Raw genomic sequence first — 24,883 nt, 5'->3', positions numbered from 1 at the left:
CGCGGGAGGGTAGCCGCCGCCGCTCAGGAGACCAGCTTCAGCCAGAGCAGGCCGACCACCGGCACGCCCGGCAGCAGCGCGTCGATGCGATCGAGCAGTCCACCGTGGCCGGGCAGCAGCGTGCCGCTCTCCTTGACCCCCACCGTGCGCTTGAGCAGCGACTCCATCAGATCGCCCGCCACCCCGAGCACCGCCGCCGTCAACGCCAACCCCAGCGCCGCAGGCCGCCCCATGCCGACCATCGCCGGCCAGAAGAGGACGCCGACCACCAGGGCGGCGAGCACCCCGGCGACCACCCCCTCGATACTCTTCCCCGGGCTGATCGCCGGCGCCAGCCGGCGCCGCCCCCACTGCCGGCCGGCGACATAGGCGGCGATATCCGACGCCCAGATCACCAGACAGAGCCCGGCGAGGAAGAGCGTCCCCTGCGGCCGATGGTGGAGGCGCAACACCATCCAGACGGTCAGCAACAGCCAGAAGGCCATCCAGCACCCCATGGCCAGCGCCGGCAGGGAGACGCGCCCGGCGTCGTCGCGGCCGAGGGCCAACGCCAGCACCCCCCAGCCGAGCCAGAGCCCAAGCAGCGCCGGCAGCGGGCCGCCGCCTAGCATCAGGTAGACCCAGACGGCGGTGGTCACCACGCCGAAGCGGCGGATCGGGTACAGCTTCAGCAGGGTCAGCAGTTCGGAGGTGGCGGCGATGGCGAAAAGCGCCAACACGAGCTGGAACCACGGGTCGGAGGCATAGAGCAACCAGCCGGTGGCCGCCAGAAAGAGGAAGACGGCGGTGACCACGCGCAGCAGCAACTCGCGCTCGATCCTCACGATGCCACACCTCCCCCCCCCTCCCGGATCTGCGCGCCGGTCAGGCCGAACCGGCGCTCGCGCGCGGCGTAGTCCTCCAACGCCGCCTGCAGGTCGGCGCGGCTGTAGTCGGGCCAGTAGGTGGGGGAGAAGTAGAGTTCGGCGTAGGCGCTGTCCCACAGATGGAAGTTGGAGACCCGCCGCTCGCCGCCGGTGCGGATGATCAGGTCGACCGGCAGCACCTCGTCGCGACCGAGCATGGCACCGAACCGCTCCACATCCAGCGCGGCGGCCGCCGCGGCGGGATCGGGCTGGGCCAGCGCCCAGGCGAGCGCCCGGCGCACACCGGCGACGATCTCCTGCCGCCCGCCGTAGTTGATGCAGAGGATCAGGTCGATCACCCGATTGCCCGCCGTCTGCGCCTTCGCCTCATCGAGCGCCCGCCGCGCCCGGCGCGGCAGGGCGGAGAGGTCGCCGAGGGTCAGCAACCGAACCCCCTCGCGCATCATCTCCGGCACCCGCCGCGGCAGCAACATGGCCAGCAGCGCCATCAGGCCACGCACCTCGGCGTCGGGCCGCTCCCAATTCTCGGTGGAGAAGGCGTAGAGCGAGATCTGACGGATGCCGGCGTCGCGCGCCCACTCGACCACGTCGCGCGCCCGGTCGGCACCGCGGCGATGCCCTTCGAGCCTGGGGAGCCGATGGGCCTCAGCCCAGCGGCCGTTGCCATCCATGATGATGCCGACATGTGCCGGCACGCGCGATCGGGCCGGCACGGAGGTCAGATGGTCAGGATCTCCTGCTCCTTCGCCTTGAGCATCCTGTCGATCTCGGCGATGAAGCGGTCGGTCTCCTTCTGGATCTGCTCCTGACGCCGCTTCGCCTCGTCCTGCGACAGGCTCTCGTCCTTGCGCACCGCATCGTTGGCGTCGCGGCGGATGTTGCGGACGGCGATGCGGGCGGTCTCGCCCACCTGATGGACCTTGCGCACCAGCTCGCGACGCCGCTCCCCGGTCAGCTCGGGCAACACCAGCCGGATCACCGAACCGTCGCTGCTCGGAGTGATGCCGACATCCGATGCGAGGATCGCCTTCTCGATCTCCGGCAGCATGTGCTTCTCCCACGGGGAGATGACCAGCATCCGCGCCTCGGGCACAGTGATCGAGGCCACCTGGGAGATCGGCACCTGCGCGCCGTAGTACTCCACCGTCACGTGGTCGAGCAGCGAGGCGTTGGCACGGCCGGTGCGGATCGCCGCCAGCTCGTGGCGCAGCGCATCGATGCTCTTCTCCATCCGGGCTCTCAAGGCGTCCATGATCGCGTCGCAACACGTCCCTCCATGGACGTCCTGCCCGACGGGGATCGCAGAGCGGGCTCCTTGATCCCCGCACCAACATGGCAGCCCGCCTGCGCAAGCCGCCGCTGTGCGCGACCCTCCTGGCCGCGGAATCGGGGCTACGCCCCTTCGGTCACCAGTGTACCCACCTCCGCACCGCAGACCACCTGCCGCAACGCTCCGGGTGCCGTGACGTCGAACACCACGATCGGCATGTCGTTGTCGCGACAGAGCGACATGGCGGTGGCATCCATCACCGCCAGCTTGCGCGTCAACACCTCGGTGAAGGTGAGCCGCCGGTAGCGCTCGGCCGTGGGATCGACCGCCGGATCGGCGCTGTAGACGCCGTCCACCTTGGTCCCCTTGAGCACCACGTCGGCGTCGATCTCCATCGCCCGCAGGCTGGCCGCGGTATCGGTGGTGAAGTAGGGATTGCCGGTGCCGGCGGCGAAGATCACCACCCGCCCCTTCTCCAGATGGCGCACCGCCCGCCGGCGGATGTAGGGCTCGGCCACCTCACGGATGTGGAGTGCGGAGATCACCCGTACCACACCCCCACGCCGCTCGAGCGCATCCTGCAGGGCGATGGCGTTCATCACCGTGGCCAGCATCCCCATGTAGTCGGCGCTGGCGCGATCCATGCCGCTGGCCGTCCCCTTGACTCCGCGGAAGATGTTGCCACCGCCGATCACCACCGCCAGCTCGACGCCATCGCGATGGATCTGCAGCAGCTCGTCGGCCAGCCGGGCGATGGTCTGCTGGTTGATGCCGAAAGGATCCTCCCCCATCAGCACCTCACCGGAGAGCTTGAGCAGCACCCGCCGGTAGCGCGGACGCCCCGAGACGGGCTCAGCCATGAAGCTGCGCCGCCACCTCCGCCGCGAAATCCTCCTCCTTCCGCTCGATCCCCTCACCGAGCTGGAAGCGGGCCATCGCCGTCACCTGTGCGCCGGGAGAGGCCCGCTCCACCGCTTCGGCCACGGTCAGATCGCCGTCCATGACGAAGCTCTGCTCGATCAGGCACGACTCGGCGTAGAAGCGGCGCATCTGCCCCTCGACGATCTTCTCGATGATGTGGGCCGGCTTGCCGCTGGCCTCCGCCCGCTCGCGCAGCACGCTCCGTTCACGCTCCACCAGCGCCGGATCCATCGCGCTGCGGGAGAGGCAGAGCGGATTGGCCGCCGCAATATGCATCGCCACCTGGTGGGCCACCTCCTCCAGCGCCTCGGAGGGGGAGCCGGAGAGCGCCACCAGCGCGCCGATCCGCCCACCGCCATGGACGTAGGCGCCGATCGCGCCCGACTCCACCTCCAGCAGCGCGAAGCGGCGGACAGTCATGTTCTCGCCGATGGTGGCGATCAACCGGGCGAGCTCCTCCTCCACCGTCCCATCGTCGAGGGGGAGCTTCAGCAGCTCCGGGACGTCGGCGGGGCGCAGACGGAGGATCACGCCGGAAAGCCGCTCGACGAACCCGGTGAACTGCTCGTTCTTGCTGACGAAATCGGTCTCGGCATTGACCTCGACCACCACGCCGGCGCGCCCCTCCTTGCGGGCCAGCACCACCCCTTCGGCGGCGACGCGCCCGGACTTCTTCGCCGCCGCGGCCAACCCCTTCTTGCGCAGGAAGTCGACCGCCGCATCCATGTCGCCGTCGGTGGCGACCAGCGCCTTCTTGCAATCCATCATCCCCGCGCCGCTGATCTCGCGCAGCCTCTTGACATCCGCCGCCGTCACACTGGCCATCGTCGTCCCAAACCTCCGTCGTTTTCCTAGGATCGTTCCCGGCGCGTCAGGCGGCCTCGGCCGCCGCCGGGGTTTCCTGCTCCTCGACCACCACCGAATCAACCGGCGCATCCTGCTGCTCGTGCTCCATACGCCACACCTCCGCCCCTTCGATCAGGGCGTCGGCCATCTTGCTGCAGAAGAGGCGCACCGCGCGGATGGCGTCGTCGTTGCCGGGAATGATGTAGTCCACATTGCTCGGATCGCTGTTGGTATCGACCACCGCGACCACCGTGATCCCCAGCCGGTGCGCCTCCGCCACCGCCAGGCTCTCACGGTTGACATCGACCACGAAGAGGCAGTCGGGCAGGTTGATCATATCCTTGATACCGCCCAGGGAGCGCTCCAGCTTCTCCAGCTTGCGCTGCATCCGGATCCCTTCCTTCTTGGTCATCAGGTCGAAGACCCCGTCCTCCTTCTGCCGCTGCAGATCCTTCATCCGCCGCACCGACTGCTGCACGGTGGCAAAGTTGGTCAGCAGGCCGCCGAGCCAGCGGTGGGCGATGTAGAACTGGCCGGCGCGCGTCGCCTCCTGGCGCACCGCCGTCGCCGCCTGCCGCTTGGTGCCGACAAAGAGCACGGTGCCGCCGGCGGCGGCGAGCTCGCGCATGAACTGGTAGGCCTCGTTGGCCATCCGCAGGGTCTTCTGTAGGTCGACGATGTGGATGCCGTTGCGCTTGCCGTAGATGTACGGCGCCATCTTCGGATTCCAGCGCCGGGTCTGGTGGCCGAAATGGACACCGGACTCAAGCAGCTGTTTCATGGTGAATCTGGACATGTGTGGTTTCCTCTCGATTGTTGATCCTCCACCGCCCGACCCCGGCCTCCCCGGGGCACAATCGCGCTGCGGCGGTGTGCGAAGTGGCGGCGCTTTCTAGCGTTCCCGCGCGAAAACGCAACGAGGCCGCAACCGCATCGGGCGGCGGGCAACACTCCGCCGGCTTGCACCGACCCCCGTTTCTCCTAGCGTTCGCCCCGTCCCTGTACCCCTGCGCGGCCGCCGCGCAGGCAGGATGGATCGGTACGACGGAGAGATGGCTGAGCGGCTGAAAGCGGCACCCTGCTAAGGTGTTACACGGGCAACCGTGTCGAGGGTTCGAATCCCTCTCTCTCCGCCACGATCCCGCACCTTCGGCCACATCGGAAAGGAACGTTGGAAGCATTCGACTGGCAGGATTACGACTGGGTGCGGGCTGTCACCTCCAGTGCCGTCTACGATGTGGCGATCGAGACCCCCCTCACCCCCGCACCGCGACTCTCCGCCCGGCTGCGCAACACCATCCTGCTTAAACGGGAGGATCTGCAGCCGGTCTTCTCCTTCAAACTGCGCGGCGCCTACAACCGGATGGCCGCCCTCACCACGGAGGAGCGGTCGCGCGGGGTGATCTGCGCCTCGGCGGGCAACCATGCGCAGGGGGTGGCGCTGGCCGCATCGCGGCTGGAGATCGATGCCCTCATCGTCATGCCGGAGACCACACCACAGATCAAGGTCTCGGCGGTGGAGCGGCTCGGCGGCAAGGTGGCGCTCTACGGCGACAGCTACTCCGACGCCGGCGCCCATGCCGAGGCGCTGCGCCGGGAGAGCGGGCGGATCTTCATCCACCCCTACGACGACCCGGCGGTGATCGCCGGCCAGGGGACCATCGCCGACGAGCTGCTCCGGCAGACGCCCGGTGATATCGACGCCGTCTTCATCCCGATCGGCGGCGGCGGGCTGATCGCCGGCATCGCGGCGTACCTGCGCCGGGAGTCGCCCGAGACCCGCATCATCGGGGTCGAGCCGGTCGATTCGGCGGCGATGTACGACTCGCTGCGCGCCGGCCGACGGGTGACCCTCGATCAGGTCGGCATCTTCGCCGACGGCGTGGCGGTCAAGCGGGTCGGCCGCATCACCTTCGAGATGGTGCGTGCGCTGGTCGACGAGATCGTGCTGGTCGACACCGACCAGATCTGCGGCGCCATCAAGGCGATCTACGAGGATGCGCGGGTGATCACGGAGCCGGCCGGAGCACTGGCCGTCGCCGCCGCCGGTGTGGTCTGCGCGCGCGACGGCCTGCGCGGTCGGCGGATCGTCTGCATCAACTCCGGCGCCAACATGAACTTCGACCGCCTGCGCCATGTGGCCGAGCGGGCGGAGATCGGCGAGCGGCGGGAGGCGCTCTTCGCCGTCACCATCCCCGAGCGCCCCGGCTCCTTCCTCCAGTTCTGCAACGCCATCGGCCGGCGCAACATCACCGAGTTCAACTACCGTCTCTCCTCACGGGAGGCCGCCCACATCTTCGTCGGCATCTCGATCGACGGGGCGCACGAAGCCGAGGAGATCCGTCTCCAGCTGGAGCGGGCCGGCTACCCGGTGTTGCCGCTGATCGACAACGAGCTGGCCAAGCTCCACCTGCGTCACCTGGTCGGCGGCCGGGCGCCGCTGGTCCGGCACGAACAGCTCTACCGCTTCGAGTTCCCCGAGCGGCCGGGCGCGCTGGGGGACTTCCTCAACCATCTGGCCGGACGCTGGAACATCTCGCTGTTCCACTACCGCAACCACGGCGCCGCCTACGGCCGGGTGCTGGTCGGCATGGAGGCGGTCGACGAGGAGCGCGCAACGCTGGAACATTTCTTCGACGAGATCGGCTACCCCTACACCTGCGAAAGCGACAACGTCGTCCGTTCGCTCTTTCTCTGACCGCCCCCACCGCCAACGGCATCGCACATCCGCCCGGCCGGTCGGGTTGGCGCCCCCTTGTCAAACCCGACGTTGCAGGCCCCAGCAGGACGATCCAGGCCCGTTCTTCACGCAACAAACGAGGCCATTCCCAGTGATTGCGACAGGTTGCCATGGTCCGACCCCGCAGGCCGTGGCGTGGCGCAGGGCCGGGGAGCGGATGTCGGGCTACGCTAGGCCGAGGGCAGGGCGCGCAGGGCGGCGATCCGCGCCTCGATCGGAGGATGGGTGGCGAAGAGGTGGGCGATCGCATCCTTGTTGTAGATCTTCAGGGTGGCCAGCGCATCCTCGGTCAGAACCGGCTCGTCGCGCAGCTGCCGGCTGGTCAGGTAGTCGATCTTGCGCAGCGCGTTGATCATCGGCGCGGCACCGACCATGCGGGCGGCGTAGGCATCGGCACGGAACTCGCGATGGCGCGAGAACCAGCTGATCGGAATCATCGCCAGGATCGAGAAGACGAACTGCAGCAGCATGTAGATCATGAAGCCGGCAAAGGCGTTGCGCTCCTCGATCGGCCGCGAAATAACCCGGGCGAGAAAATAGACGAAGGTGTTCATCAACCCCTGCAGCAGGGTGGTGGCCAGCATGTCGCCGTTGACCACATGGCCCATCTCGTGGGCCAGCACCGCGCGCAGCTCATCATCGCTCAGATTGGTGGCCAGCCCGGAGGAGACCGCGACCATCGCCGAGTTGCGCGACGGCCCGGTGGCGAAGGCGTTGGGGGTGTCGTCCCAGTAGACCCACACCTCCGGCATCCGTATCCCCTCGCGCTCGGCGATCTGCCGCACCGTGTCGTAGACCAACCGCTCCTTGGGGGTGGCCGGCGTCACCACCTGCTGCATCGGCATGCTGTTCTTGACCATCGTCTTGGACATCAGCAGCGAGATGAAGGCGCCGCCGAAGCCGAAGACCATCGCCCAGGCGAAGTCCATCCCGGCCAGCGAGCCGCGCAGGTCGATGCCGAAGAGCGGCAGCACGAAGTTGATCAGGATGGTGCCGCTGATCGACAGGGTGGTGAAGACCAGCAGGTTGGCGATGATCAGCAGAACGATGCCCTTGAGTGCGCGCATGACAGCCTACCCCCTTGCAGTTGTGGTACGCCTCATTGTAAGGGTTCGACAACCGGGATTCAATCCTTGATCACACCGTAAAAAGTCCGTCCGTGGACTTTTTGGCTTCACGGCGATCGAAGAGGTCGCTCTTCGACCGCCTTACAAAACAGTCGGTTGCATGCGCAGGCTCCCGTTTTGGGCGGCCGTCCTGGCCGCAGATGCCGATTTCTTGCAAAGTCGTCAGGATTCGAGCCATGACCACCATCCCTCGACCCTCCGGGCTGCTCTTCGCCGCCGCCGCGCTGGTCATCGTCGTCGCCGGGCTCAAGGCGGCCGCGCCGCTGTTGACCACCTTCCTGCTGGCCCTCTTTCTGGCCATGATCTCTCTGCCGCCGCTGCGCTGGTTGCGGGCGCGCGGGTTGGGGGAGACGGCCGCCGTGCTGATCCTCTTCCTGCTGCTGCTGGTCGCAGGTTCGTTGCTGGGGTTGCTGCTGGGCAGCTCGGTGGCCGACTTCACCCGGCAGTTGCCGCACTATCAGGAGCGGCTCGACGCCCAGCGGACGGGGTTGTCGCACTGGCTCTCCGCCCATGGGCTGGAGCTCGGTGCCGACAGCCTGAAGGAGGCGCTCGACCCGGCGGCGGCGATGGGGATGGCCGGCAGCCTGCTGACCGGCCTGGGCAAGTCGCTGGCCAACCTCTTCCTGATTCTTCTGACCACCATTTTTCTGCTCTTCGAGGCGCTGGCCCTGCCGGAGAAGTGGCGCCGCATGGGCGAACACGCCCCCTCCTCCGAGGCGGTGCACCGTTTTCTGGAGCGTGCCAACCGCTACCTGGCGGTCAAGACCTGGATCAGTCTGCTGACCGGTGCGCTGGTTGCGCTGCTGCTGCTCATCGTCGGCGTGGACTACCCGCTGCTCTGGGGGGTGCTCGCCTTCCTCTTCAACTTCGTTCCCAACATCGGCTCGATCGTCGCCGCCGTTCCCCCCTTGTTGCTGGCGGTGGTGCAGTTGGGCGGCGGCGCGGCGGTGACCGTGGCCGTGGGCTATCTGACGATCAACACGGTGGTCGGGAACCTGATCGAGCCCCGCTTCATGGGACGTGAGGTCGGTCTCTCGCCGCTGGTCGTCTTCCTCTCGCTGGTCTGCTGGGGCTGGATCCTGGGGCCGGTGGGCATGCTGCTGTCGGTGCCGCTGACCATGGTGGTCAAGCTGGCGCTGGAGAGCAATCCGCGCTGGCGCTGGCTGGCCACCCTGCTCGGATAGGACGCCGGCATCCGCATCCGCTTCATGATGGAATCGCAAAAAGTCCGCCCGTGGGCTTTTTGGCTTCACGGGGATCGAAGCACGCGGTCTTCGATCCCCTTACAAATCCGTCGGTTGGATGCGCAACCTACGGATTTGCGCGACGGATTTGCGCGACCCTCCATGGTTGCGATGATGGTTTCTTGCGAAATCCTTCATGGCGCGGACCCAAGGCTGCGGCTAGCGTTCGCCGTCGGGCAGGGGGCCGAGGAGGGAGGTGTCGTGATGGAATCGGCAATCAGGATCAGACCATGGAACTCGACGAACTGAAGCAGGAGATGCGCTCGGCGCAGATCACCGCCTGGCTGACCGCCAACCGGCAGATGGTGGGTGCGATCGGCGCGATCGTGATCATCGCCCTGCTCGCCGGCACCCTCTGGTCGGAGCGGGTCAAGGCGGACAAGCGGGCCGCAGCGACCATCTACTACCAGGCATTGGCGCTCGACGATCGCGCCAAACGCAAGGCGCTGCTGGAGAATATCGTCCGCGACTACGGCCGGACCGGCTACGCCCCGCTCTCGCTCTTCCAGCTGGTCTCGCTCGACGAGGCGCGGGCGCGGGAGTATCTGACCCGACTGCTGGCGAGTGATGCGCCGGAGGAGCTGAAGTGGCAGGCGAGGCTCGATCTTGCGGAGCGGCTGATCGACGGCGGCCACGGTGATCGGGCCGCGGCGTTGTTGGAGGAGAAGGTGGGTGAGGAGTATGAACAGCTGCGCCACTATCTGCGCGCGGAGGTGGCCCGGGAGGCGGCCCGTCGGCGTGAGGAGCTGCGCCGGGCGCTCGCTGCCCCCTCACACGATGGCGAGCTGAGGCGGCGTATCGAACGGCTGTTGGCCGCGGAGGGCTGAACTGCTCTGCTCCGGTCGGGCCCTTTCCGCACTGCTTTCGTCATGCATCGGGGCGGTGTTGTTCACCGGATGCTCCGCCGTCGGGGCGTTGCGTTTCTGGGCGCACGGAGATGAGGGAACGCCCGCCCGGGTGGAGCTCCCCCCTCGCCAGGATCCGGAGATCGTCTGGCGGCGGGAGGTCGATTTCCTTCCCCTGGGGGGCAACCCCGCCTATAGCCGGCCGGCCCTGATCCGTCTGCACGACGGTACGGCCGCCGTCGCTCTCGGCTGTGAAGACGGCTTCGTGCGGATCCTCTCGCTCGACGACGGGCGGGAGTTGCGCCGCATCGCCCTCTCCGACGGGGTCGAGTCCGGCACCCTTCAGCTCTCCGACGGGACGGTGGTGGTCGGCGACATCACCGGCACCCTGTACGGCGTCGATCCGGACGGGGGCCGGATCCGCTGGCGCTATTCCCTCTCCACGCTGTTGCTGGGATCGCCGGTGCCCATCGACGACGGCTTCCTGGTCCAGACCATGGACAACCGCATCTACCGCTTCTCCCGCACGGGAACGAAGGTGTGGAGCTTCGACGGCTACCCGGGCGGGGTCTCCATCTACGCCGCCCCGGACCCGCTGGTCGTCTACGCACCGACCCGGCGTGTGCTCGCCGTGCTCACCACCGGCGATCTGATCGCCCTCAAGGGGGAGAACGGCGACCTGTTGTGGCGCAAGCAACTGCTGCTCAACGCCGATGCCGCCGTGCTGAGCGAGATGAAGGCGCCGATCGCCGACATGCTGGCGCTCGACCGGCTGCACTACGGCCTCGACCGCGTCGCCCCCGCCCTGTTGGTCCCGCTCTACCAGGGGAGCCTTAGGATCCTCAACCGCGACACCGGCGAGCAGGTCGCCAGCCGCGATCTCTCCCTGCGCGCCGCGCCGCGTCTGGCCGGCGGGCGGCTGTTCCTGGCCGACAGCGGCGGCGTGCTGCGCGCCGTCGATATCCAGAGCGGTGCGGTTCTGTGGAAGCGTAAGCTTGGCGTCGGCGAGCCGACCTCGGTCACGCCGTGGAAGGGATGGATCTGGGTGGCCGACGATCGCGGCCTGCTGCGCCGCTTCGACATGGATGGCCACCCCCGCGGCCTCCTCTCCTTTCCCGGTTCGATCGACCGCGCTCCGGTGGTGACGCCGCGCGGGCTGATCGTGCGCACCAGCCGCGGTGGCCTCTACCTGATCCACTGACCCGCCATGGCGCGTGTCGTCGCCATCGTCGGCCGCCCCAACGTGGGCAAATCGACCCTGTTCAACCGCCTCACCGGATCACGCAAGGCGATCGAGGGCGATCGACCGGGGGTGACCGTCGATCGCATCGAGAGCCGCTGCCGCATCACCCCCACCTGCAGCGTGCTCCTGGTCGATACCGGCGGTATCGGCGAGGGGGGCGACCATCTCCTCGGCCGACGAATGGACGCCCGCCCGGATGCGGCGCACATCATACAGTCGGCGATCGAAGGGCAGGTGGAGGCGGCGCTGGAGGTGGCCGACCTGGTGCTCTTCGTGGTCGACGGGCGCAGCGGACCTTGTGCCGCCGACCATGAGATCGCCGGGCGGCTGCGCAGCGCCGCCGTTCGGCTGTTGCTGGTGGTCAACAAGGCGGAGCGGAGCGATGCAGGTTGGGAGTTCCATGCGTTGGGGCTGGGCGAGCCCCTGCCCGTCTCGGCCATCCATGGCCGGGGGATCGAGCGGTTGCGGGAGCGGATCGCCGCCGCTCTCTCCGTCTTGCCCTCGGAGGAGGCGGCCGATGAGGTGCACGAGGAGGAGGCTTCGGCGGCGATCACGGTCGTCGGCCGCCCCAACGTGGGCAAATCGACGCTGATCAACCGCTGGCTCGGCCATGCGCGGATGGTGGTCAGCCCGGTGGCCGGGACCACCCGCGATGCGGTGGACCACATGTTGCCGTGGAAGGGGGGGAAGATCCGTCTGGTCGATACCGCCGGGGTGCGCAAGCGGGCGCGTGTGCGGGACGCCGTCGAATGGGTGGCGCGCATCAAGGCGGAACAGGCCTGTGCGCGGGCCGATGCGGCGGTGCTGTTGCTCGACGGATCGACCGGGGTGGCGGAACAGGATCTGCGGTTGATGCAGATGGCCCGGGCACAGGGGTGCGCCCTGGTCGTCGCGGTCAACAAGATCGACCTGCTCGATCGGGAGGGGTGGCGCCGCTACAGCGATCGGCTCGATTTCCGCATGCGCGGTGCACGCGGGGCTGTGCCGCGTATGCGCATCAGCGCCGCCACCGGGGCGGGGTGCGACCGCCTGCTGGCCGAGGCGGTGGCCGCTGCGGAACGCAACCGCTTCGAGGCTGGGACCGGCGCGCTCAACCGCTGGCTGGAGATGGTCCAGCGTCAGCAGCATGCACCGAGCGACCGCGGCAGCGTCGTACGCATGAAGTACATCACCCAGGTCGGAACCCGCCCGCCGACGCTGAAGCTCTTCTGCAACCGCCCGGCGACCCTCAAGGAGAGCTACCTCCGCTTCCTCGAACAGAGCTTCCGCGACCATTTCGCGCTCCCCGGCGTCCCGGTCCGCTTCATTCTCAGCGCCACCACCAACCCCTATGTGGAGCAGCGACGGTGATGGCGGCTCCGCCGGAGGCCGGCATCGCCATTCCACGCCGCCGGGGCTGAAGCCGGCGCCCGTCCGATGCACAGCTTCGAGGAACAGCGCATCATCGCCTGCAGCGCATCGACCATGTATGCACTGGTCGTCGACATCCCCTCCTATCCGCAGTTCCTGCCGTGGGTGGCCGATGCCCGGATTCTCGCCCGGGATCGGGACACCATCACCGCCGAGCTGGTGGCGGAGCTTGCCGGCATGCGCTACCGCTTCAGCACTGTCGACCGTCTGCTTCCCGGGCAGCTGGTCGAGATCCGCCTCCATGAGGGGCCGTTCCGATTCCTCGAGAGCATCTGGAGCTTCGACGCCGTCGACGACAGCCGCTGCCGGGTCCGTTTCTCCATCCAGTTCGCCTTCCGCAGCATGATGCTCGACGTGGTCGCCGCCCCCCTCTTCTCCACCGCCTGCCGCGCCATGGTCGCCGCCTTCGAGCAGCGGGCGTTGCAGCTTCAGGCGTCCGCGCGGTGAAGGTCGAGGTGATCTACGCCCTGCCCCACCGGCAGCACCGCATCGAGGTGGAGCTGGAGGCCGGGGCGACGGTGGAGGAGGCGATCGAGAAGAGCGGGATCATGGAGCAGTGTCCGGAGATCGATCTGACACACAACAAGGTCGGCATCTTCGCCAGGCTGGTCCCTTTGAGCCGGGAGCTCCGCGACGGGGATCGGGTGGAGATCTATCGTCCGCTGCAGCGGCGGCGCGACGCCCGGGCGGTGGAGGAGAAGCGCGCCCGGATCCGTGCGCGCAAGGAGCAGCGGAAGGGGTAGCCGCGCGAACGACCGCTCCCGTCGAGTGATCCGTGCAGAGGGGGAACGGCCATCGGTGTATGTGGGCCGGAGGGGCTGTAGTGCTCGCGGGGGGAACACCGTAGGGTTCGGCGCGATGGATCGGTGCGCGCACGACGGAGAAATCAGTCCGAAGAGGGGGGGGATCCTGCGGGAGGAGGCTGCCGCGCCGCGCCGCGGCGGGGCTGTTCCGGGAGGGAGGAGTGGAGGATTTGGTGGAGCCAGGCGGGATCGAACCGCCGACCTCTACAATGCCATTGTAGCGCTCTCCCAGCTGAGCTATGGCCCCGTGTCGCGGAGGCGGCGAATTACGCCGCTGCAGCCTGCCGCTGTCAACGTCTTTCTGCCGGCCCGCTCCCGGACCCCTTGAAGCTCCACCGCCGCACCCGCTCCGCCGACTGTGAGACGGCGCTCACCCTCTTCGCCCGCCTGCGCGCGGAGGGGGCCTGCGTGCTGTTCGAGTCGGCCGAGGGGGGCGAGCGCTGGGGGCGCTACAGCATCATCGGCTTCGATCCGGCCGAGCGGGTGGTGGAGCGCGACGGCCGGCTGCACATCCACCATCGCGACGGCTCCAGCCGGGAGCGCACCGGGGCGATCGAGAGCTGGCTGCGCGCGCAGGTGATCGACCGGCCGGCGATCGAGACCGACCTGCCTTTCAGCGGCGGGGCGGTCGGCTACTTCTCCTACGATGTGGTCCACCGCTTCGAGCCGGGCGCGCCGCAGCGAGACGCCTGCGGCGCGGTGGCCGGGTTCATGTTGATCGACCGCTTCGTGGTGGTCGACAACCTGCGCGGCGTGCTCCACCTCTGCGTCACCGGTCAGGACGATGCTGCGGCGGCGATCCTCGACGCCATCGAGGCGCGGCTGGCCCAGCCCCACGGCCTCACGCCGCTCGACCTCGCCCCGGCGGAGGGAGCGGTGGCGCCGCAGGCCCACTGCAGCCGGGCGGCGTTCGAGGCGATGGTGCAGCAGGCGCGCGACCACATCCGCGCCGGCGACATCTTCCAGGTGGTGCTCTCCCAGCGCTTCTCGGCGCCGCTTGAGGGGGATCCGCTGACCATCTACCGGGCGGTGCGCCACATCAACCCCTCACCCTACCTCTTCTACCTGGCCATCGACGACACCGTGCTGGTCGGCTCTTCGCCGGAGATCCTGGTGCGCAAGGAGGGGCGACGGGCCATCGTGCGGCCGATCGCCGGCACCCGGCCGCGCGGCGCCGATGCCGATGCCGATGCCGCGCTGGCGCGCGAGCTGCTGGCCGACGCCAAGGAGCGGGCCGAGCATGTGATGCTGGTCGACCTCGGCCGCAACGACCTCGGCCGGGTCTGCCGCTTCGGCAGCGTAGAGGTGACCGAATCGATGGTGATCGAGCGCTACTCCCATGTGATGCACATCGTCTCGCAGGTCGAGGGGGTGCTGCGCGACGGGGTGGACGCCATCGACCTGCTGGCCGCCACCTTCCCCGCCGGCACCGTCTCCGGCGCGCCCAAGGTGCGGGCGATGCAGATCATCGACGAACTGGAGGGGGAGGCGCGCGGCCCCTATGCCGGCTGCATCGGATATATCGCCTTCGGCGGCGGCCGCATGGACACGGCGATCGCCATCCGCACCGCGGTGATCCGCGACGGGCGGGTGCAGGTGCAGGCCGGCGCCGGCATCGTCGCCGACTCCGACCCGGCGCGGGAACATCAGGAGTGCGTCAACAAGGCGACGGCGATGTTCCGCGCGGTGGCGCTGGCCGGAGGGAATCGATGAGCGCCGCACACGAAGCCGCGATCCACGAGCGGGAGGAGGTCGCCCCGTCATCCGACCGGCCGGGCCGGCTGCTGGTGATCGACAACTACGACTCCTTCACCTACAATCTTGTGCAGTATTTCGGCGAACTCGGCGAGGAGCCGCTGGTCCGGCGCAACGACCGCATCACGCCTGAGGAAGTCGAGGCGCTGGCCCCCGGCCACATCGTCATCTCGCCCGGTCCGGGCGGGCCGGAGGATGCCGGCGTCTCGCTGGAGGTGATCCGCCGCTTCAGCGGCCGGGTGCCGATCCTCGGTGTCTGTCTGGGCCATCAGGCGATCGCCCACTGCTTCGGCGGATCGGTGGTCTCCGCCCCCCGGCTGATGCACGGCAAGACCAGCGCCATCCACCACGACGGCCGAGGTCTGTTCGCCGGGCTTCCCTCCCCCTTCACCGCCACCCGCTACCACTCGCTGATCGTCGCCGAGCCGCTGCCTCCGGTGCTGGAGCGGACGGCGTGGACGATGGAGGGGGAGCTGATGGGGCTGCGCCATCGCCACCATCCCACCGTCGGGGTGCAGTTCCATCCGGAATCGATTCTGAGCGAGCACGGTCATGCGTTGCTGCGCGCATTCCTGCGCATGGAGGGGGATGATGGAATATAGGGAAGCACACACCGAGGCGGTGGCACGGCTGCTGCGCGCGCTGCACGCCGGCGCGGAGATCGACGGCGCCATGGTCGAGGCGGCGGTCGCCGCCATCATGGCCGGATCGGCGACACCGGCCCAGATCGGCGCCATGCTCATGGGGCTGGCGCTGCGCGGTGAGACGGCGGAGATGGTCGCCGGCGCCGCCCGCGCCATGCGCGCCGCCTCCCGCCCGGTCCGACCGAAGCGGCGCGGCCTGCTCGATACCTGCGGCACCGGCGGGGACGGCGCAGGCACCTTCAACATCTCCACCGCCGTGGCGCTGGTGGTCGCCGCCTGCGGCCAGCCGGTGGCCAAGCACGGCAACCGCGCCATCTCCTCCCGCTCGGGCAGCGCCGATGTGCTCGAGGCGTTGGGGGTCGATCTGGCGTTGACCCCGGAGCAGGTGGCGCGCTGCATCGACGAGACCGGCATCGGCTTCATGTTCGCCCCCGGCCACCATCCGGCGATGAAGCACGCCGCCGGCCCCCGCCGCGAACTGGGGGTGCGCACCATCTTCAACCTGCTCGGGCCGCTGACCAACCCGGCGCGGGCGGAGTTTCAGGTGGTCGGCGTCTACGGCGCCGACCGGCTGGAGCTGATGGCGCAGGCGTTAGCCCGGCTCGGCGTGCGGCGCGCGCTGGTGGTCCACGGCCGCGACGGGCTGGACGAGATCACCACCACCGACGTGACCGACGCCGTGCTGGTCGAGGAGGGGCAGCTTCGCCCCTTCGAGATCGATCCGGCCGCCTTCGGTGTGGCGCGGGCGGCGCCGGCGGCGCTCCGGGGCGGGGATGCCACCGCCAACGCCGCGCTGATCGAACGCATCCTTGCCGGCGAGAGGGGGCCGGCGCGGGAGATCGTGCTGCTCAACGCCGGCGCCGCCCTGTGGGTCTGCACTCGCGCCGAGGGGATCGCCGACGGGATCGCACAGGCGGCGGCGGCGATCGACGACGGCCGGGCGCAAGCGCAGCTGGCCCGGCTGGTCGCCTTCAGCAACGAGGCGGCCGGCGCATGAGCAGCATCCTGCAGGAGATCGCCGGCTACAAGCGCAGCCATCTCCGCGCCTGCAAGCAGCGGCTCGGCGAGGCGGAGCTGCTGCGCCGGGCGGAGGGCTACACCCCGTGCGACTTCCGCGCCGCACTGGTCCAGCGGGCCGGGGCCGGGAAAACGGCGGTGATCGCCGAGGTAAAGAAGGCCAGCCCATCCCGGGGGGTGATCCGGGCCGATTTCGATCCGGTCTGGATCGCCGAACGCTATCAGGAAGCGGGCGCGGCCTGCCTGTCGGTGCTGACCGACCAGCGCTACTTCCAGGGCAGCGACGACCACCTGCGCGCCATCCGCGAGCGGGTGGCGCTGCCCATCCTGCGCAAGGAGTTCATCGTCGATCCCTACCAGGTGGTCGAGGCGCGCGCGCTCGGCGCCGATGCCATCCTGATCATCATGGCGATGCTCGACGACGGGCCGATCGCCGAGATCGCCGCGGCGGCGCGCGAGATGGGGCTGACCATCCTGCCCGAGGTGCACGACGAGGCGGAGCTGGAACGGGCGCTGCTGCTGGAGACGACGCTTGTCGGCATCAACAACCGCAATCTGCACACCTTCGCCACCGATCTCGCCGTCACCGAACGGCTGCTGCCGCGGCTGCCCGCCGGGCGGACGGTGGTGACCGAATCGGGCATCCACTCCGCGGCCGACCGCCGCCGCATGGAGCGGCTCGGCGTACACTGTTTTCTGGTGGGGGAGTCGCTGATGCGTCAGGCCGATCCGGGCAGGGCCCTTGCGGCGCTGCTCGGTGAAGGAGCGGACGCGGACGGCGGTTCCTGAGCGCTCAATCGCCTTCGCCGAGCCGCTGCAGCATCTCCGCGATCCGTTCGTCCAGATCCCGATAGAGTCTCCCCTCCCGCAGTGCGACGGCCGCATCCTCGATCGTGGCGATGCGCCGCCCCTCGGTGCGGGCGATGTCGTTGGCCAGGTGGATGATCGCCGCCGGCAGCAGGTGGCACTCGCCGTAGGGGCGGTGGTAGTGCAGCACGATGTCGATCAGGATCTGGGGAAAGCCCCACAGCTCCATCAGGATGGCGCCGGCCTCGGCGTGGTCGATGCCGTAGTTGGCCAGCTCCAGCTCCAGCGTCTTCTCGTCGTCGTCCAGCACGCCCGTGGGGCGGTTGAAGTAGTCGGGATCGATGCGTAGGCCGAGGACGGCGCGGCCGATGTCGTGCAGCAGTCCGGCGGTGAAGAGCTGCTGTCGGTCGAGCCTCTCCCCTTCGGGGATCCGCCGGCCGATCTCCTCGGCGATGGAGCCGACCAGGAAGGCGTGGGTCCAGAACCGCCGCACCTTGCCGGCGGTGGCGGGCAGCGGGAAGCCCTGCACCAGCGAGATGATCATGGCGATCTCCGCCACCTCGTTCATCCCCAGCCTGGTGACCGCCTCCTGAATCGAGGCGATGGTGCGCGTGCCACCGCTGAAAGCGGGCGAGTTGGCCTGCTTGAGCACCATGGCGCTGGTCGCCTGGTCGGTGCGGATGACATCGGCCAGATCGGCGCTGTCGCTGTCGGGATGGCGCAGCACCTGCTGGATGCGCAGGAAGCAGTCGGGCAGGGTCGGGATGTCCTGGATGACCCGCAGCCTGGCGATGGCCTCGTTCCGGTCGATGGTCGGGCTCCTTCGGAAGGTGGGGATGATGGTGGCGGCGTTCCGGAGGCCGGATGGCGCCCAACGCTAGCCGCGGCGCATCGCAAGGGAAGGCGAAGGCGGGGCGGGAGGCGAGTCGGCGGCGGTCCGCCTTTTGCGAGGCGGCGCGGAGACGCTACGATGCCGGCGTCCCGCCGGCTCGGCCGCGAATGCCGGCTTCCCGCGAAGCCGTCCACGAGGTGCAGTTGCGAGAGTTCGAGAAGATCAAACGGCTCCCCCCCTACATCTTCGCCGTGGTCAACCAGCTCAAGATGGAGCTGCGCCACGCCGGTGCCGACATCATCGATCTGGGCATGGGCAATCCCGACCAGCCGACGCCGCAGCACATCGTCGACAAGCTGTGCGAGGCGGCGCGGGACGGGCGCAACCACCGCTATTCGGTCTCGCGCGGCATTGCCGGGCTGCGGCGGGCGATCTGCGCCTGGTACAAGCGCCGCTTCGACGTCGATATCGATCCGGAGCGTGAGGCGATCGTCACCATCGGCTCCAAGGAGGGGCTGGCCCATCTGGCGGTGGCGATCACCTCCCCCGGCGATCTGGTGCTGGCGCCCAACCCCGCCTATCCGATCCACCCCTACGGCTTCATCATCGCCGGCGCCGACATCCGCCATGTGCCGATGGGGCCGGGACGCGACTATTTCGAAGAGGTGCAAAAGGCGGTGCGCGACTCCTGGCCTCGGCCGAAGGTCCTGATCGTCAACTTCCCTTCCAACCCAACCGCGCAGACCGTCGATCTCGACTTCTACGTCAAGGTGGTCGACTTCGCCCGCGAGAACCACCTGATCGTCATCTCCGACATCGCCTACGCCGAGATCTGCTTCGACGGCTATCGGTGTCCCTCGATCCTGCAGGTGCCGGGGGCGCGCGATCTGGCGGTGGAGTTCTACTCCCTCTCCAAGAGCTACAACATGCCGGGCTGGCGCATCGGCTTCATGGTGGGCAACAGCGAGATCGTCGCCGCGCTGGCCAGGATCAAGTCGTACCTCGATTACGGCACATTCCAGCCGCTGCAGATCGCCGCCTGCGCCGCGCTCAACGGCCCGCAGGAGTGTGTGGCCCGGATCCGTGACACCTACCGCGCCCGACGCGACGTGATGATCGAGGGGCTGCACAAGATGGGGTGGATGGCGGAGAAGCCGAAGGCGAGCATGTTCATCTGGGCGGAGATCCCCGACGCCTTCAAGCCGATGGGATCGCTGGAGTTCTCCAAACGGCTGCTGACCGAGGGGGGTGTGGCGGTCAGCCCCGGCATCGGCTTCGGTGACTACGGCGACCAGTTCGTGCGCATCGCCCTGATCGAGAACGAACACCGCATCCGCCAGGCGCTGCGCGGCATCCGAAAATTTTTACATGGGGCATCCTGAAATGACGGCTTCGCAAGAGGCCGGCATCCGCGGCCAGGACGGTCGCGCAAATCCGGAGGTTGCCCATGCTACCGACGGATTTGTAAGGCGATCGAAGACCGCGTTCTTCGATCGCCGCCCAAGCAAAAAGTCCATGGACGGACTTTTCGCGATTTCATCATGAACGAAATTCGTGTGGGCCTGCTGGGGCTGGGCACCATCGGCACCGGTGTGGCCCGCATCCTGTTGCAACAGCAAGAGATCATGGCCCGGCGCACAGGCAGGAAGCTGGTGCTGGCCGCGGTGTGCGACCGCAAGCTGGTGCACGAGCCGGAAGCCGATCTGGGCGTCGATCTGACTGGAGTACAACTCTACCACGATGCCGAAGAGATGATGCGGGCGCCGAAGATCGATCTGGTGGTCGAGTTGATCGGCGGCTACGAGCCGGCGCGCAGCTTCGTCGTCGAGGCGATCCGGCACGGTAAGCATGTGGTGACCGCCAACAAGGCGCTGATCGCCAAACACGGCGAGGAGCTCTTCGCGCTGGCCGCCGAACAGGGCACGGCCATCGGCTTCGAGGCGGCGGTCGGCGGCGGCATCCCCTGCCTCAAGGCGCTGCGCGAGGGGCTGGCCGCCAACAACATCACCGCCATCTTCGGCATCCTCAACGGTACCTGCAACTACATCCTCACCCGGATGGAGAACGAAGGGGCCCCCTACGATCAGGTGCTGCGCGACGCCCAGCGGCTGGGCTACGCCGAGGCCGATCCCACCTTCGATGTCGAGGGGGTGGATACCGCCCACAAGCTGGCCATTCTGGCGGCGATGGCCTACGGCTGCACCATCCGCTTCGACGAGGTCTACACCAGCGGCATCTCGCGCATCACCCCCGAGGACATCGCCTCGGCGCGCGAGCTCGGCTTCCGCATCAAGCTGCTCGGCATCGCCCGTCCGCACGGCGATGCGGTGGAGATGCGGGTCCATCCCACGCTGGTGCCGCTCGACGCCCAGATCGCGCAGGTGGCCGACTCCTATAACGCGGTGATGATCTCCGGCGACTTCGTCGAGCACACCATGTACTATGGTCGCGGTGCCGGAGAGCGGCCGACGGCCAGCGCGGTGGTGGCCGACATCCTCGACATCGCCCGCGCCATGCCCGACGGCATCGCCCATCTACCCCCGCCGATGGGCTTTATCGCCGATCAGCGGCGCACGCTGGCCACCGTGCCGATGGAGGAGATCGAGAGCGAGTACTACCTGCGGCTGATGGTCGCCGACCGCCCCGGGGTGATCGCGGCGGTGAGCCGGATCCTGGCCGAGCACGACATCAGCCTGGAGGCGGTGATCCAGAAGGCGCGCCACGCCACCGAGGCGGTGCCGGTGGTGCTGCGCACCCACCGCATCCGCGAAGGCAACCTCAACGCCGCCATCCGACGGATCGAGGCGCTTGAGTGTGTCGCCGGCGAGGCGATGACCCTGCGCATCGAGCGTTTCGGAGCCTGACCATGTCCCACTATCAAGGCGTCATCGCACGCTACCGTGCGCTGCTTCCGGTGGAGCCCGACGACACCATCATCACCCTCTACGAGGGCAACACGCCGCTGCACGAGTCGCACAACCTGAGAAACGCCATCAACCCCGAGCTGCGCATCTTCCTCAAGTACGAGGGGCTCAACCCGACCGGATCGTTCAAGGATCGCGGCATGACCATGGCGGTGACCCAGGCCTACAACGCCGGCAGCCGCAAGCTGATCTGCGCCTCGACCGGCAACACCAGCGCCTCGGCCGCCGCCTACGCCGCCAACTGCGGCATGCAGGCCTTCGTGCTCATCCCCGACGGCAAGATCGCGCTGGGCAAGCTGTCGCAGGGGATGCGCTACGGCGCGCGGGTGATCCAGATCCGCGGCAACTTCGACCAGGCGCTGGAGATCGTGCGCGCCATCTCCGAAGACGGCGCCATCACCTTGGTCAACTCGGTCAACCCCTACCGCATCCAGGGGCAGAAGACCGCCGCCTTCGAGGTGGTCGACGAGCTCGGCTTCGTCCCCGATTATCACGCGCTGCCGGTGGGCAACGCCGGCAACATCACCGCCTACTGGATGGGCTACAAGGAGTATCGTGCGCGGGGGGTCACCGACCGGCTGCCGAAGATGCTCGGCTTCCAGGCGGCGGGCGCCGCCCCCATCGTCCGCGGTGCGCCGGTGAAGAACCCGGAGACGGTGGCCACCGCCATCCGCATCGGCAATCCGGCGTCGTGGCGGCAGGCGGAGGCGGCGCGCGACGAGTCGGGCGGGGCGATCGAGGCGGTGACCGACGAGGAGATCCTCGAGGCCTACAACATGCTGGCCAGCCTGGAAGGGGTCTTCTGCGAGCCGGCCAGCGCCGCCTCGGTCGCCGGGGTGATCAAGCGCAACAGGGCCGGGCTCTTCCGGCCCGGTGACGCCATCGTCTGCACCCTGACCGGCCACGGGCTGAAGGATCCGGAGACGGCGATGCGCAACGTACCGCAGCCGGTGACCATCGACGCCACCGAGGATGCGGTGCGCCGGGTGCTCGACGCAGGCTAGTCTGCCGGCGGATTCCCTGCTTCAGCGACGGGCGCGGGCCTGCGCCCCCCGCTCCAGCATGGCGCGCGCCTGTTCGCGGCTGAGCCTGGCGGTGCCGTCGCCCAGCATGCGGGCGATCTCCCCCACTCGGTCCTCGTCATCGAGCGGCCGGACACGGATGACGGTGCGCCCCTCACGCTGCTCCTTGGCGATGTGGATCTGTCGATCGGCGCAGGCGGCCACCTGCGGGAGGTGGGAGACGACGAAGAGCTGCTGATCGCGGCCCATGGCGGCGAGCAGCCCGCCGACGCACCACGCCGTCTCGCCGCCGATGCCGACATCGACCTCGTCGAAGACGGCGATCGCCGCCGGATTGCGCAGCGCGCCGCACCCCTTGAGCGCCAGCACGATGCGGGAGAGCTCGCCGCCCGAGGCGACCTCGGCCAGCGGTCGGAACGGCTCGCCGGTGTTGCTCGCCGCCAGCCAGCGGATGCGGTCGCAACCGGCCGGACCGCCCCCATCCGGGTCGGCCTCCACCTCCACCCGGATGTGCAGCGCCTCCAGCCCCAGCCGATCGAGCAGCGGGCGCAGCGCGGCACAGAGCCGTTCGGCCTGCGCGCAGCGTGCCGCGTGGAGTGCGTCGGCGGACCGGCGCCACCGTGCATCGGCCTCGGCCCTGGCGGCCTCCAGCCGTTGCCGGTCCCACTCCGCGGTCTGTTGCGCCTGCAGTTCGTCACGCCACTGCGCCATCAAGGTGCAGAGCCCCTCCGCGTCGCAGCCGTGCCGGCGCATCGCCTCCTGCAAGCCGCAGATCCTTGCCTCGAGTGCGTCGAGCCGGGCGTCGTCCCCCTCCACCTCCAGCGCCGGGCGCAGCGCGCGCACCGCCTCGTCGATCAGCGGTTCGACCTGTTCGAGCAGCGTCAGCGCCTCGGCCAGGGCGGGGTGGCGTTCCTGCTCCGGAATCAACGCAGCGCGGGCGGCGGTGATCCCGCTGCGCGCCCCAGGTGGTTCCTCACCCTCGAGCCGGGCGATGGCCGCCGCCGCGCTTGCCCGGATGGCGCCGGCGTGGCGCAGGGTCTCGATCTCGGCGGTCAACCGCTCGATGACGCCCGGCTCCGGCTGCAACGTCTCCAGCCGCTGTAGCTGTTCGGCCATCCAGTCGGCCTGCGTCTCGCGCTGCCGCTGACGTGCGTCGAACGCCTCCAGCGCGGCCGTGGCCTGCTTCAGCGTCCGCCACGCCTCTCGTGCGGCGTCGGTGATCGCCGGATCGACGGCCCCGTCGATCAGCAGCCGTTGGTAGTCGGCGCGCAGCAGCGCCTGATGCTCGTGTTGGCCGTGCAGGTCGAGCAGCAACGCGCCCAGCTGCTGCAGTTGTCTGAGCGGTACCGCCACCCCGTTGATCCAGGCGCGTGAACGGCCGTCGGCGCCGATCGTCCGGCGCAGCAGCAGCGGTCCGTCGTCGTCGAGCTGCTCCGCCTCCAGCCAACGGCGGGCCGGGGTGTCGTCGCCCGGCTCGAGCGTGGCGGCCACCTCGGCCCGTCGGGCGCCGTGGCGCACCCAGCCGCTGCGGGCGCGGGCGCCGAACAGGGCCCCCAGCGCATCGACGACGATCGACTTGCCGGCGCCGGTCTCGCCGGTCAGGGCGGTGGTTCCCGCCTCGAAGTGGAGTTCGAGCCGGTCGATCAGGGCGAATTGGCGGATCTGCAGCTCGCGGATCATGCGTTCGGTTCGGCCTGCCCCGCCCAGTGCAGCTTGTTACGCAGTACCTCGAAGTAGTGGCGTTGCGGCTGGTGCAGCAGGATGAAGCCCGGGCCGCGGCGCAGCAGGATGGTATCGCCGTCGTCGAGCTCCCGCTGTTGGGTGCCGTCGAGGGAGAGCGCCGCCGGAGCGTCGTCCACCGTCACTTCGATGCGGGCGTCGGCCGGCACCACGATCGGCCGATTGGAGAGGGTGTGCGGGCAGATCGGCACCACGCTGATCGCCTCGATCTCCGGGTGGACGATCGGCCCGCCGGCGGAGAGGGCGTAGGCGGTGGAGCCGAGCGGCGTGGCCAGGATCAGGCCGTCGGCCCGCATGCGGAAGACGAACTGGTCGCGGATGGTCATCGAGAAGGTGACCATGCGCGGGTTGGCGCTGCGCTGGATCACCACGTCGTTGATCGCGCAGGCCTCGACCACCGGCGACCCTCGGTGGAGGCACCGCGCCTGCAGGGAGAAGTGGCGTCGGCGCTCGAGTGCGCCCTCCATCGCCTGGGCCACCACATCGCGCATGTTGCCCGCCGGCGTGTCGGTGAGGAAGCCCAGCCGGCCCAGGTTGACGGCCAGCAGCGGCGTGTCGCTGCCGAGGAAGAAGCGGGCGGCGTGCAGCAGCGTGCCGTCGCCGCCGATGACGATCATCAGTTGTGCATGCCGGGCGATCTCGCCCATCTCCATCGCCCGTCCGCGATCGCCGTGCGGGCAACTGGAGGCGTCGATCAGGGGGGTGACACCGCGGGTGCGCAGCCACTCGATCAGCTCGGCCCCCAGCTCGGCGGCACGCGGATCGAAGGGGTTGCAGGCGATGCCGATCTGCTGCGGGGTGACTCCTCCCATACGCGCTTCCCCAGC

At 69.0% G+C, this 24,883-nt stretch carries 24 protein-coding genes and 2 tRNA genes; 15 read left to right on the top strand and 11 right to left on the bottom strand.

The window, feature by feature from the left end; genetic code table 11:
* Positions 1–23 precede the first annotated feature (23 nt).
* From D6682_02755 to rpsB, 6 genes are all read right to left on the bottom strand, one after another.
* Positions 24–983 (bottom strand): phosphatidate cytidylyltransferase, encoded by a 960-nt coding sequence (locus D6682_02755; GenBank protein RMH52081.1) that lies wholly within the window; start codon positions 981–983, stop codon positions 24–26.
* Positions 821–1,537, bottom strand: a complete 717-nt coding sequence (gene uppS, locus D6682_02750; protein RMH52094.1) for a di-trans,poly-cis-decaprenylcistransferase — start codon at positions 1,535–1,537, stop codon at positions 821–823. Before uppS ends, D6682_02755 begins: the two co-directional genes overlap by 163 nt.
* 47 nt (positions 1,538–1,584) lie before the next feature.
* Complete coding sequence (locus D6682_02745; GenBank protein ID RMH52080.1) at positions 1,585–2,118, bottom strand: ribosome recycling factor; 534 nt, start codon at positions 2,116–2,118, stop codon at positions 1,585–1,587.
* A 140-nt stretch (positions 2,119–2,258) separates the two neighbouring features.
* Positions 2,259–2,996, bottom strand: coding sequence for a UMP kinase (locus D6682_02740; protein RMH52079.1), 738 nt, complete (start codon positions 2,994–2,996; stop codon positions 2,259–2,261).
* Positions 2,989–3,882 carry an elongation factor Ts gene (locus D6682_02735; protein ID RMH52078.1) on the bottom strand — a complete coding sequence of 298 codons (894 nt, stop codon included), beginning with the start codon at positions 3,880–3,882 and terminating at the stop codon, positions 2,989–2,991. The genes D6682_02740 and D6682_02735 overlap by 8 nt, the downstream gene beginning before the upstream one ends.
* 46 nt (positions 3,883–3,928) lie before the next feature.
* On the bottom strand, positions 3,929–4,699 hold the full coding sequence (rpsB, locus tag D6682_02730) for a 30S ribosomal protein S2 (protein RMH52077.1): 771 nt from the start codon (positions 4,697–4,699) through the stop codon (positions 3,929–3,931).
* Between the two features lie 250 nt (positions 4,700–4,949).
* On the opposite strand from rpsB, the gene D6682_02725 reads away from it, so the two are divergent.
* Together D6682_02725 and ilvA are read left to right on the top strand one after the other, a co-directional pair.
* Positions 4,950–5,039, top strand: a tRNA-Ser gene (locus tag D6682_02725).
* 35 nt (positions 5,040–5,074) lie between these two features.
* Entirely contained in the window at positions 5,075–6,601 is a 1,527-nt protein-coding gene (ilvA, locus tag D6682_02720) for a threonine ammonia-lyase, biosynthetic (protein RMH52076.1), read from the top strand.
* A gap of 212 nt (positions 6,602–6,813) precedes the next feature.
* Here the strand turns inward: ilvA and htpX are convergent, their stop codons facing one another.
* Complete coding sequence (htpX, locus tag D6682_02715) at positions 6,814–7,710, bottom strand: protease HtpX (GenBank protein RMH52075.1); 897 nt, start codon at positions 7,708–7,710, stop codon at positions 6,814–6,816.
* A gap of 236 nt (positions 7,711–7,946) precedes the next feature.
* Between htpX and D6682_02710 the strand changes: the two genes are divergently transcribed.
* The 6 genes from D6682_02710 (at position 7,947) to D6682_02685 (ending at position 13,255) form a co-directional block, all read left to right on the top strand.
* Positions 7,947–8,954, top strand: coding sequence for an AI-2E family transporter (locus D6682_02710; GenBank protein RMH52074.1), 1,008 nt, complete (start codon positions 7,947–7,949; stop codon positions 8,952–8,954).
* Between the two features lie 290 nt (positions 8,955–9,244).
* Positions 9,245–9,841 (top strand): hypothetical protein, encoded by a 597-nt coding sequence (locus D6682_02705; protein RMH52073.1) that lies wholly within the window; start codon positions 9,245–9,247, stop codon positions 9,839–9,841.
* Positions 9,842–9,896: 55 nt separating this feature from the next.
* Positions 9,897–11,060, top strand: coding sequence for a hypothetical protein (locus D6682_02700; GenBank protein ID RMH52072.1), 1,164 nt, complete (start codon positions 9,897–9,899; stop codon positions 11,058–11,060).
* A 6-nt stretch (positions 11,061–11,066) separates the two neighbouring features.
* Entirely contained in the window at positions 11,067–12,452 is a 1,386-nt protein-coding gene (locus tag D6682_02695) for a ribosome biogenesis GTPase Der (protein RMH52071.1), read from the top strand.
* Positions 12,453–12,518: 66 nt separating this feature from the next.
* The gene (locus D6682_02690) at positions 12,519–12,959 is read left to right on the top strand and encodes a type II toxin-antitoxin system RatA family toxin (protein RMH52070.1); all 441 of its coding nucleotides are present in this window, start codon (positions 12,519–12,521) and stop codon (positions 12,957–12,959) included.
* On the top strand, positions 12,956–13,255 hold the full coding sequence (locus D6682_02685) for an RnfH family protein (protein RMH52069.1): 300 nt from the start codon (positions 12,956–12,958) through the stop codon (positions 13,253–13,255). The genes D6682_02690 and D6682_02685 overlap by 4 nt, the downstream gene beginning before the upstream one ends.
* A 231-nt stretch (positions 13,256–13,486) precedes the next feature.
* Here the strand turns inward: D6682_02685 and D6682_02680 are convergent.
* Positions 13,487–13,562: transfer RNA gene (locus D6682_02680), tRNA-Ala, on the bottom strand.
* A 77-nt stretch (positions 13,563–13,639) separates the two neighbouring features.
* Between D6682_02680 and trpE the strand changes: the two genes are divergently transcribed.
* The 4 genes from trpE to trpC are packed head-to-tail and all read left to right on the top strand — an operon-like array spanning position 13,640 to position 17,520.
* On the top strand, positions 13,640–15,028 hold the full coding sequence (gene trpE, locus D6682_02675; GenBank protein ID RMH52068.1) for an anthranilate synthase component I: 1,389 nt from the start codon (positions 13,640–13,642) through the stop codon (positions 15,026–15,028).
* Entirely contained in the window at positions 15,025–15,672 is a 648-nt protein-coding gene (locus D6682_02670) for an aminodeoxychorismate/anthranilate synthase component II (protein ID RMH52067.1), read from the top strand. The genes trpE and D6682_02670 overlap by 4 nt, the downstream gene beginning before the upstream one ends.
* Positions 15,662–16,711: an anthranilate phosphoribosyltransferase gene (gene trpD, locus D6682_02665; protein RMH52066.1), complete on the top strand. Its 1,050-nt coding sequence runs from the start codon at positions 15,662–15,664 to the stop codon at positions 16,709–16,711. Before D6682_02670 ends, trpD begins: the two co-directional genes overlap by 11 nt.
* On the top strand, positions 16,708–17,520 hold the full coding sequence (trpC, locus tag D6682_02660; protein ID RMH52065.1) for an indole-3-glycerol phosphate synthase TrpC: 813 nt from the start codon (positions 16,708–16,710) through the stop codon (positions 17,518–17,520). Before trpD ends, trpC begins: the two co-directional genes overlap by 4 nt.
* Before the next feature lie 4 nt (positions 17,521–17,524).
* On the opposite strand, the gene D6682_02655 is transcribed toward trpC, so the two are convergent.
* The gene (locus D6682_02655) at positions 17,525–18,379 is read right to left on the bottom strand and encodes an HDOD domain-containing protein (GenBank protein RMH52064.1); all 855 of its coding nucleotides are present in this window, start codon (positions 18,377–18,379) and stop codon (positions 17,525–17,527) included.
* Positions 18,380–18,573: 194 nt separating this feature from the next.
* On the opposite strand from D6682_02655, the gene D6682_02650 reads away from it, so the two are divergent.
* From D6682_02650 to D6682_02640, 3 genes are all read left to right on the top strand, one after another.
* Positions 18,574–19,752, top strand: coding sequence for an alanine transaminase (locus tag D6682_02650; GenBank protein RMH52093.1), 1,179 nt, complete (start codon positions 18,574–18,576; stop codon positions 19,750–19,752).
* Positions 19,753–19,911: 159 nt separating this feature from the next.
* The gene (locus D6682_02645) at positions 19,912–21,234 is read left to right on the top strand and encodes a homoserine dehydrogenase (protein RMH52063.1); all 1,323 of its coding nucleotides are present in this window, start codon (positions 19,912–19,914) and stop codon (positions 21,232–21,234) included.
* A 2-nt stretch (positions 21,235–21,236) separates the two neighbouring features.
* The gene (locus D6682_02640) at positions 21,237–22,298 is read left to right on the top strand and encodes a threonine synthase (GenBank protein RMH52062.1); all 1,062 of its coding nucleotides are present in this window, start codon (positions 21,237–21,239) and stop codon (positions 22,296–22,298) included.
* A 21-nt stretch (positions 22,299–22,319) separates the two neighbouring features.
* Here D6682_02640 and recN read toward each other — a convergent pair whose 3' ends face one another.
* Together recN and D6682_02630 are read right to left on the bottom strand one after the other, a co-directional pair.
* A complete protein-coding gene (gene recN / locus D6682_02635; GenBank protein RMH52061.1) occupies positions 22,320–23,996 on the bottom strand; it encodes a DNA repair protein RecN in 1,677 nt (558 codons plus the stop codon).
* Positions 23,993–24,868 carry a hypothetical protein gene (locus tag D6682_02630; GenBank protein RMH52060.1) on the bottom strand — a complete coding sequence of 292 codons (876 nt, stop codon included), beginning with the start codon at positions 24,866–24,868 and terminating at the stop codon, positions 23,993–23,995. Before D6682_02630 ends, recN begins: the two co-directional genes overlap by 4 nt.
* Positions 24,869–24,883 lie beyond the last annotated feature (15 nt).

Source organism: Zetaproteobacteria bacterium, from assembly GCA_003696765.1.
GTDB lineage: Bacteria > Pseudomonadota > Zetaproteobacteria > Mariprofundales > J009 > RFFX01.
Note: the sequence above shows the minus strand (reverse complement) of the source record. Positions and strands in the feature narration are given on the sequence as shown.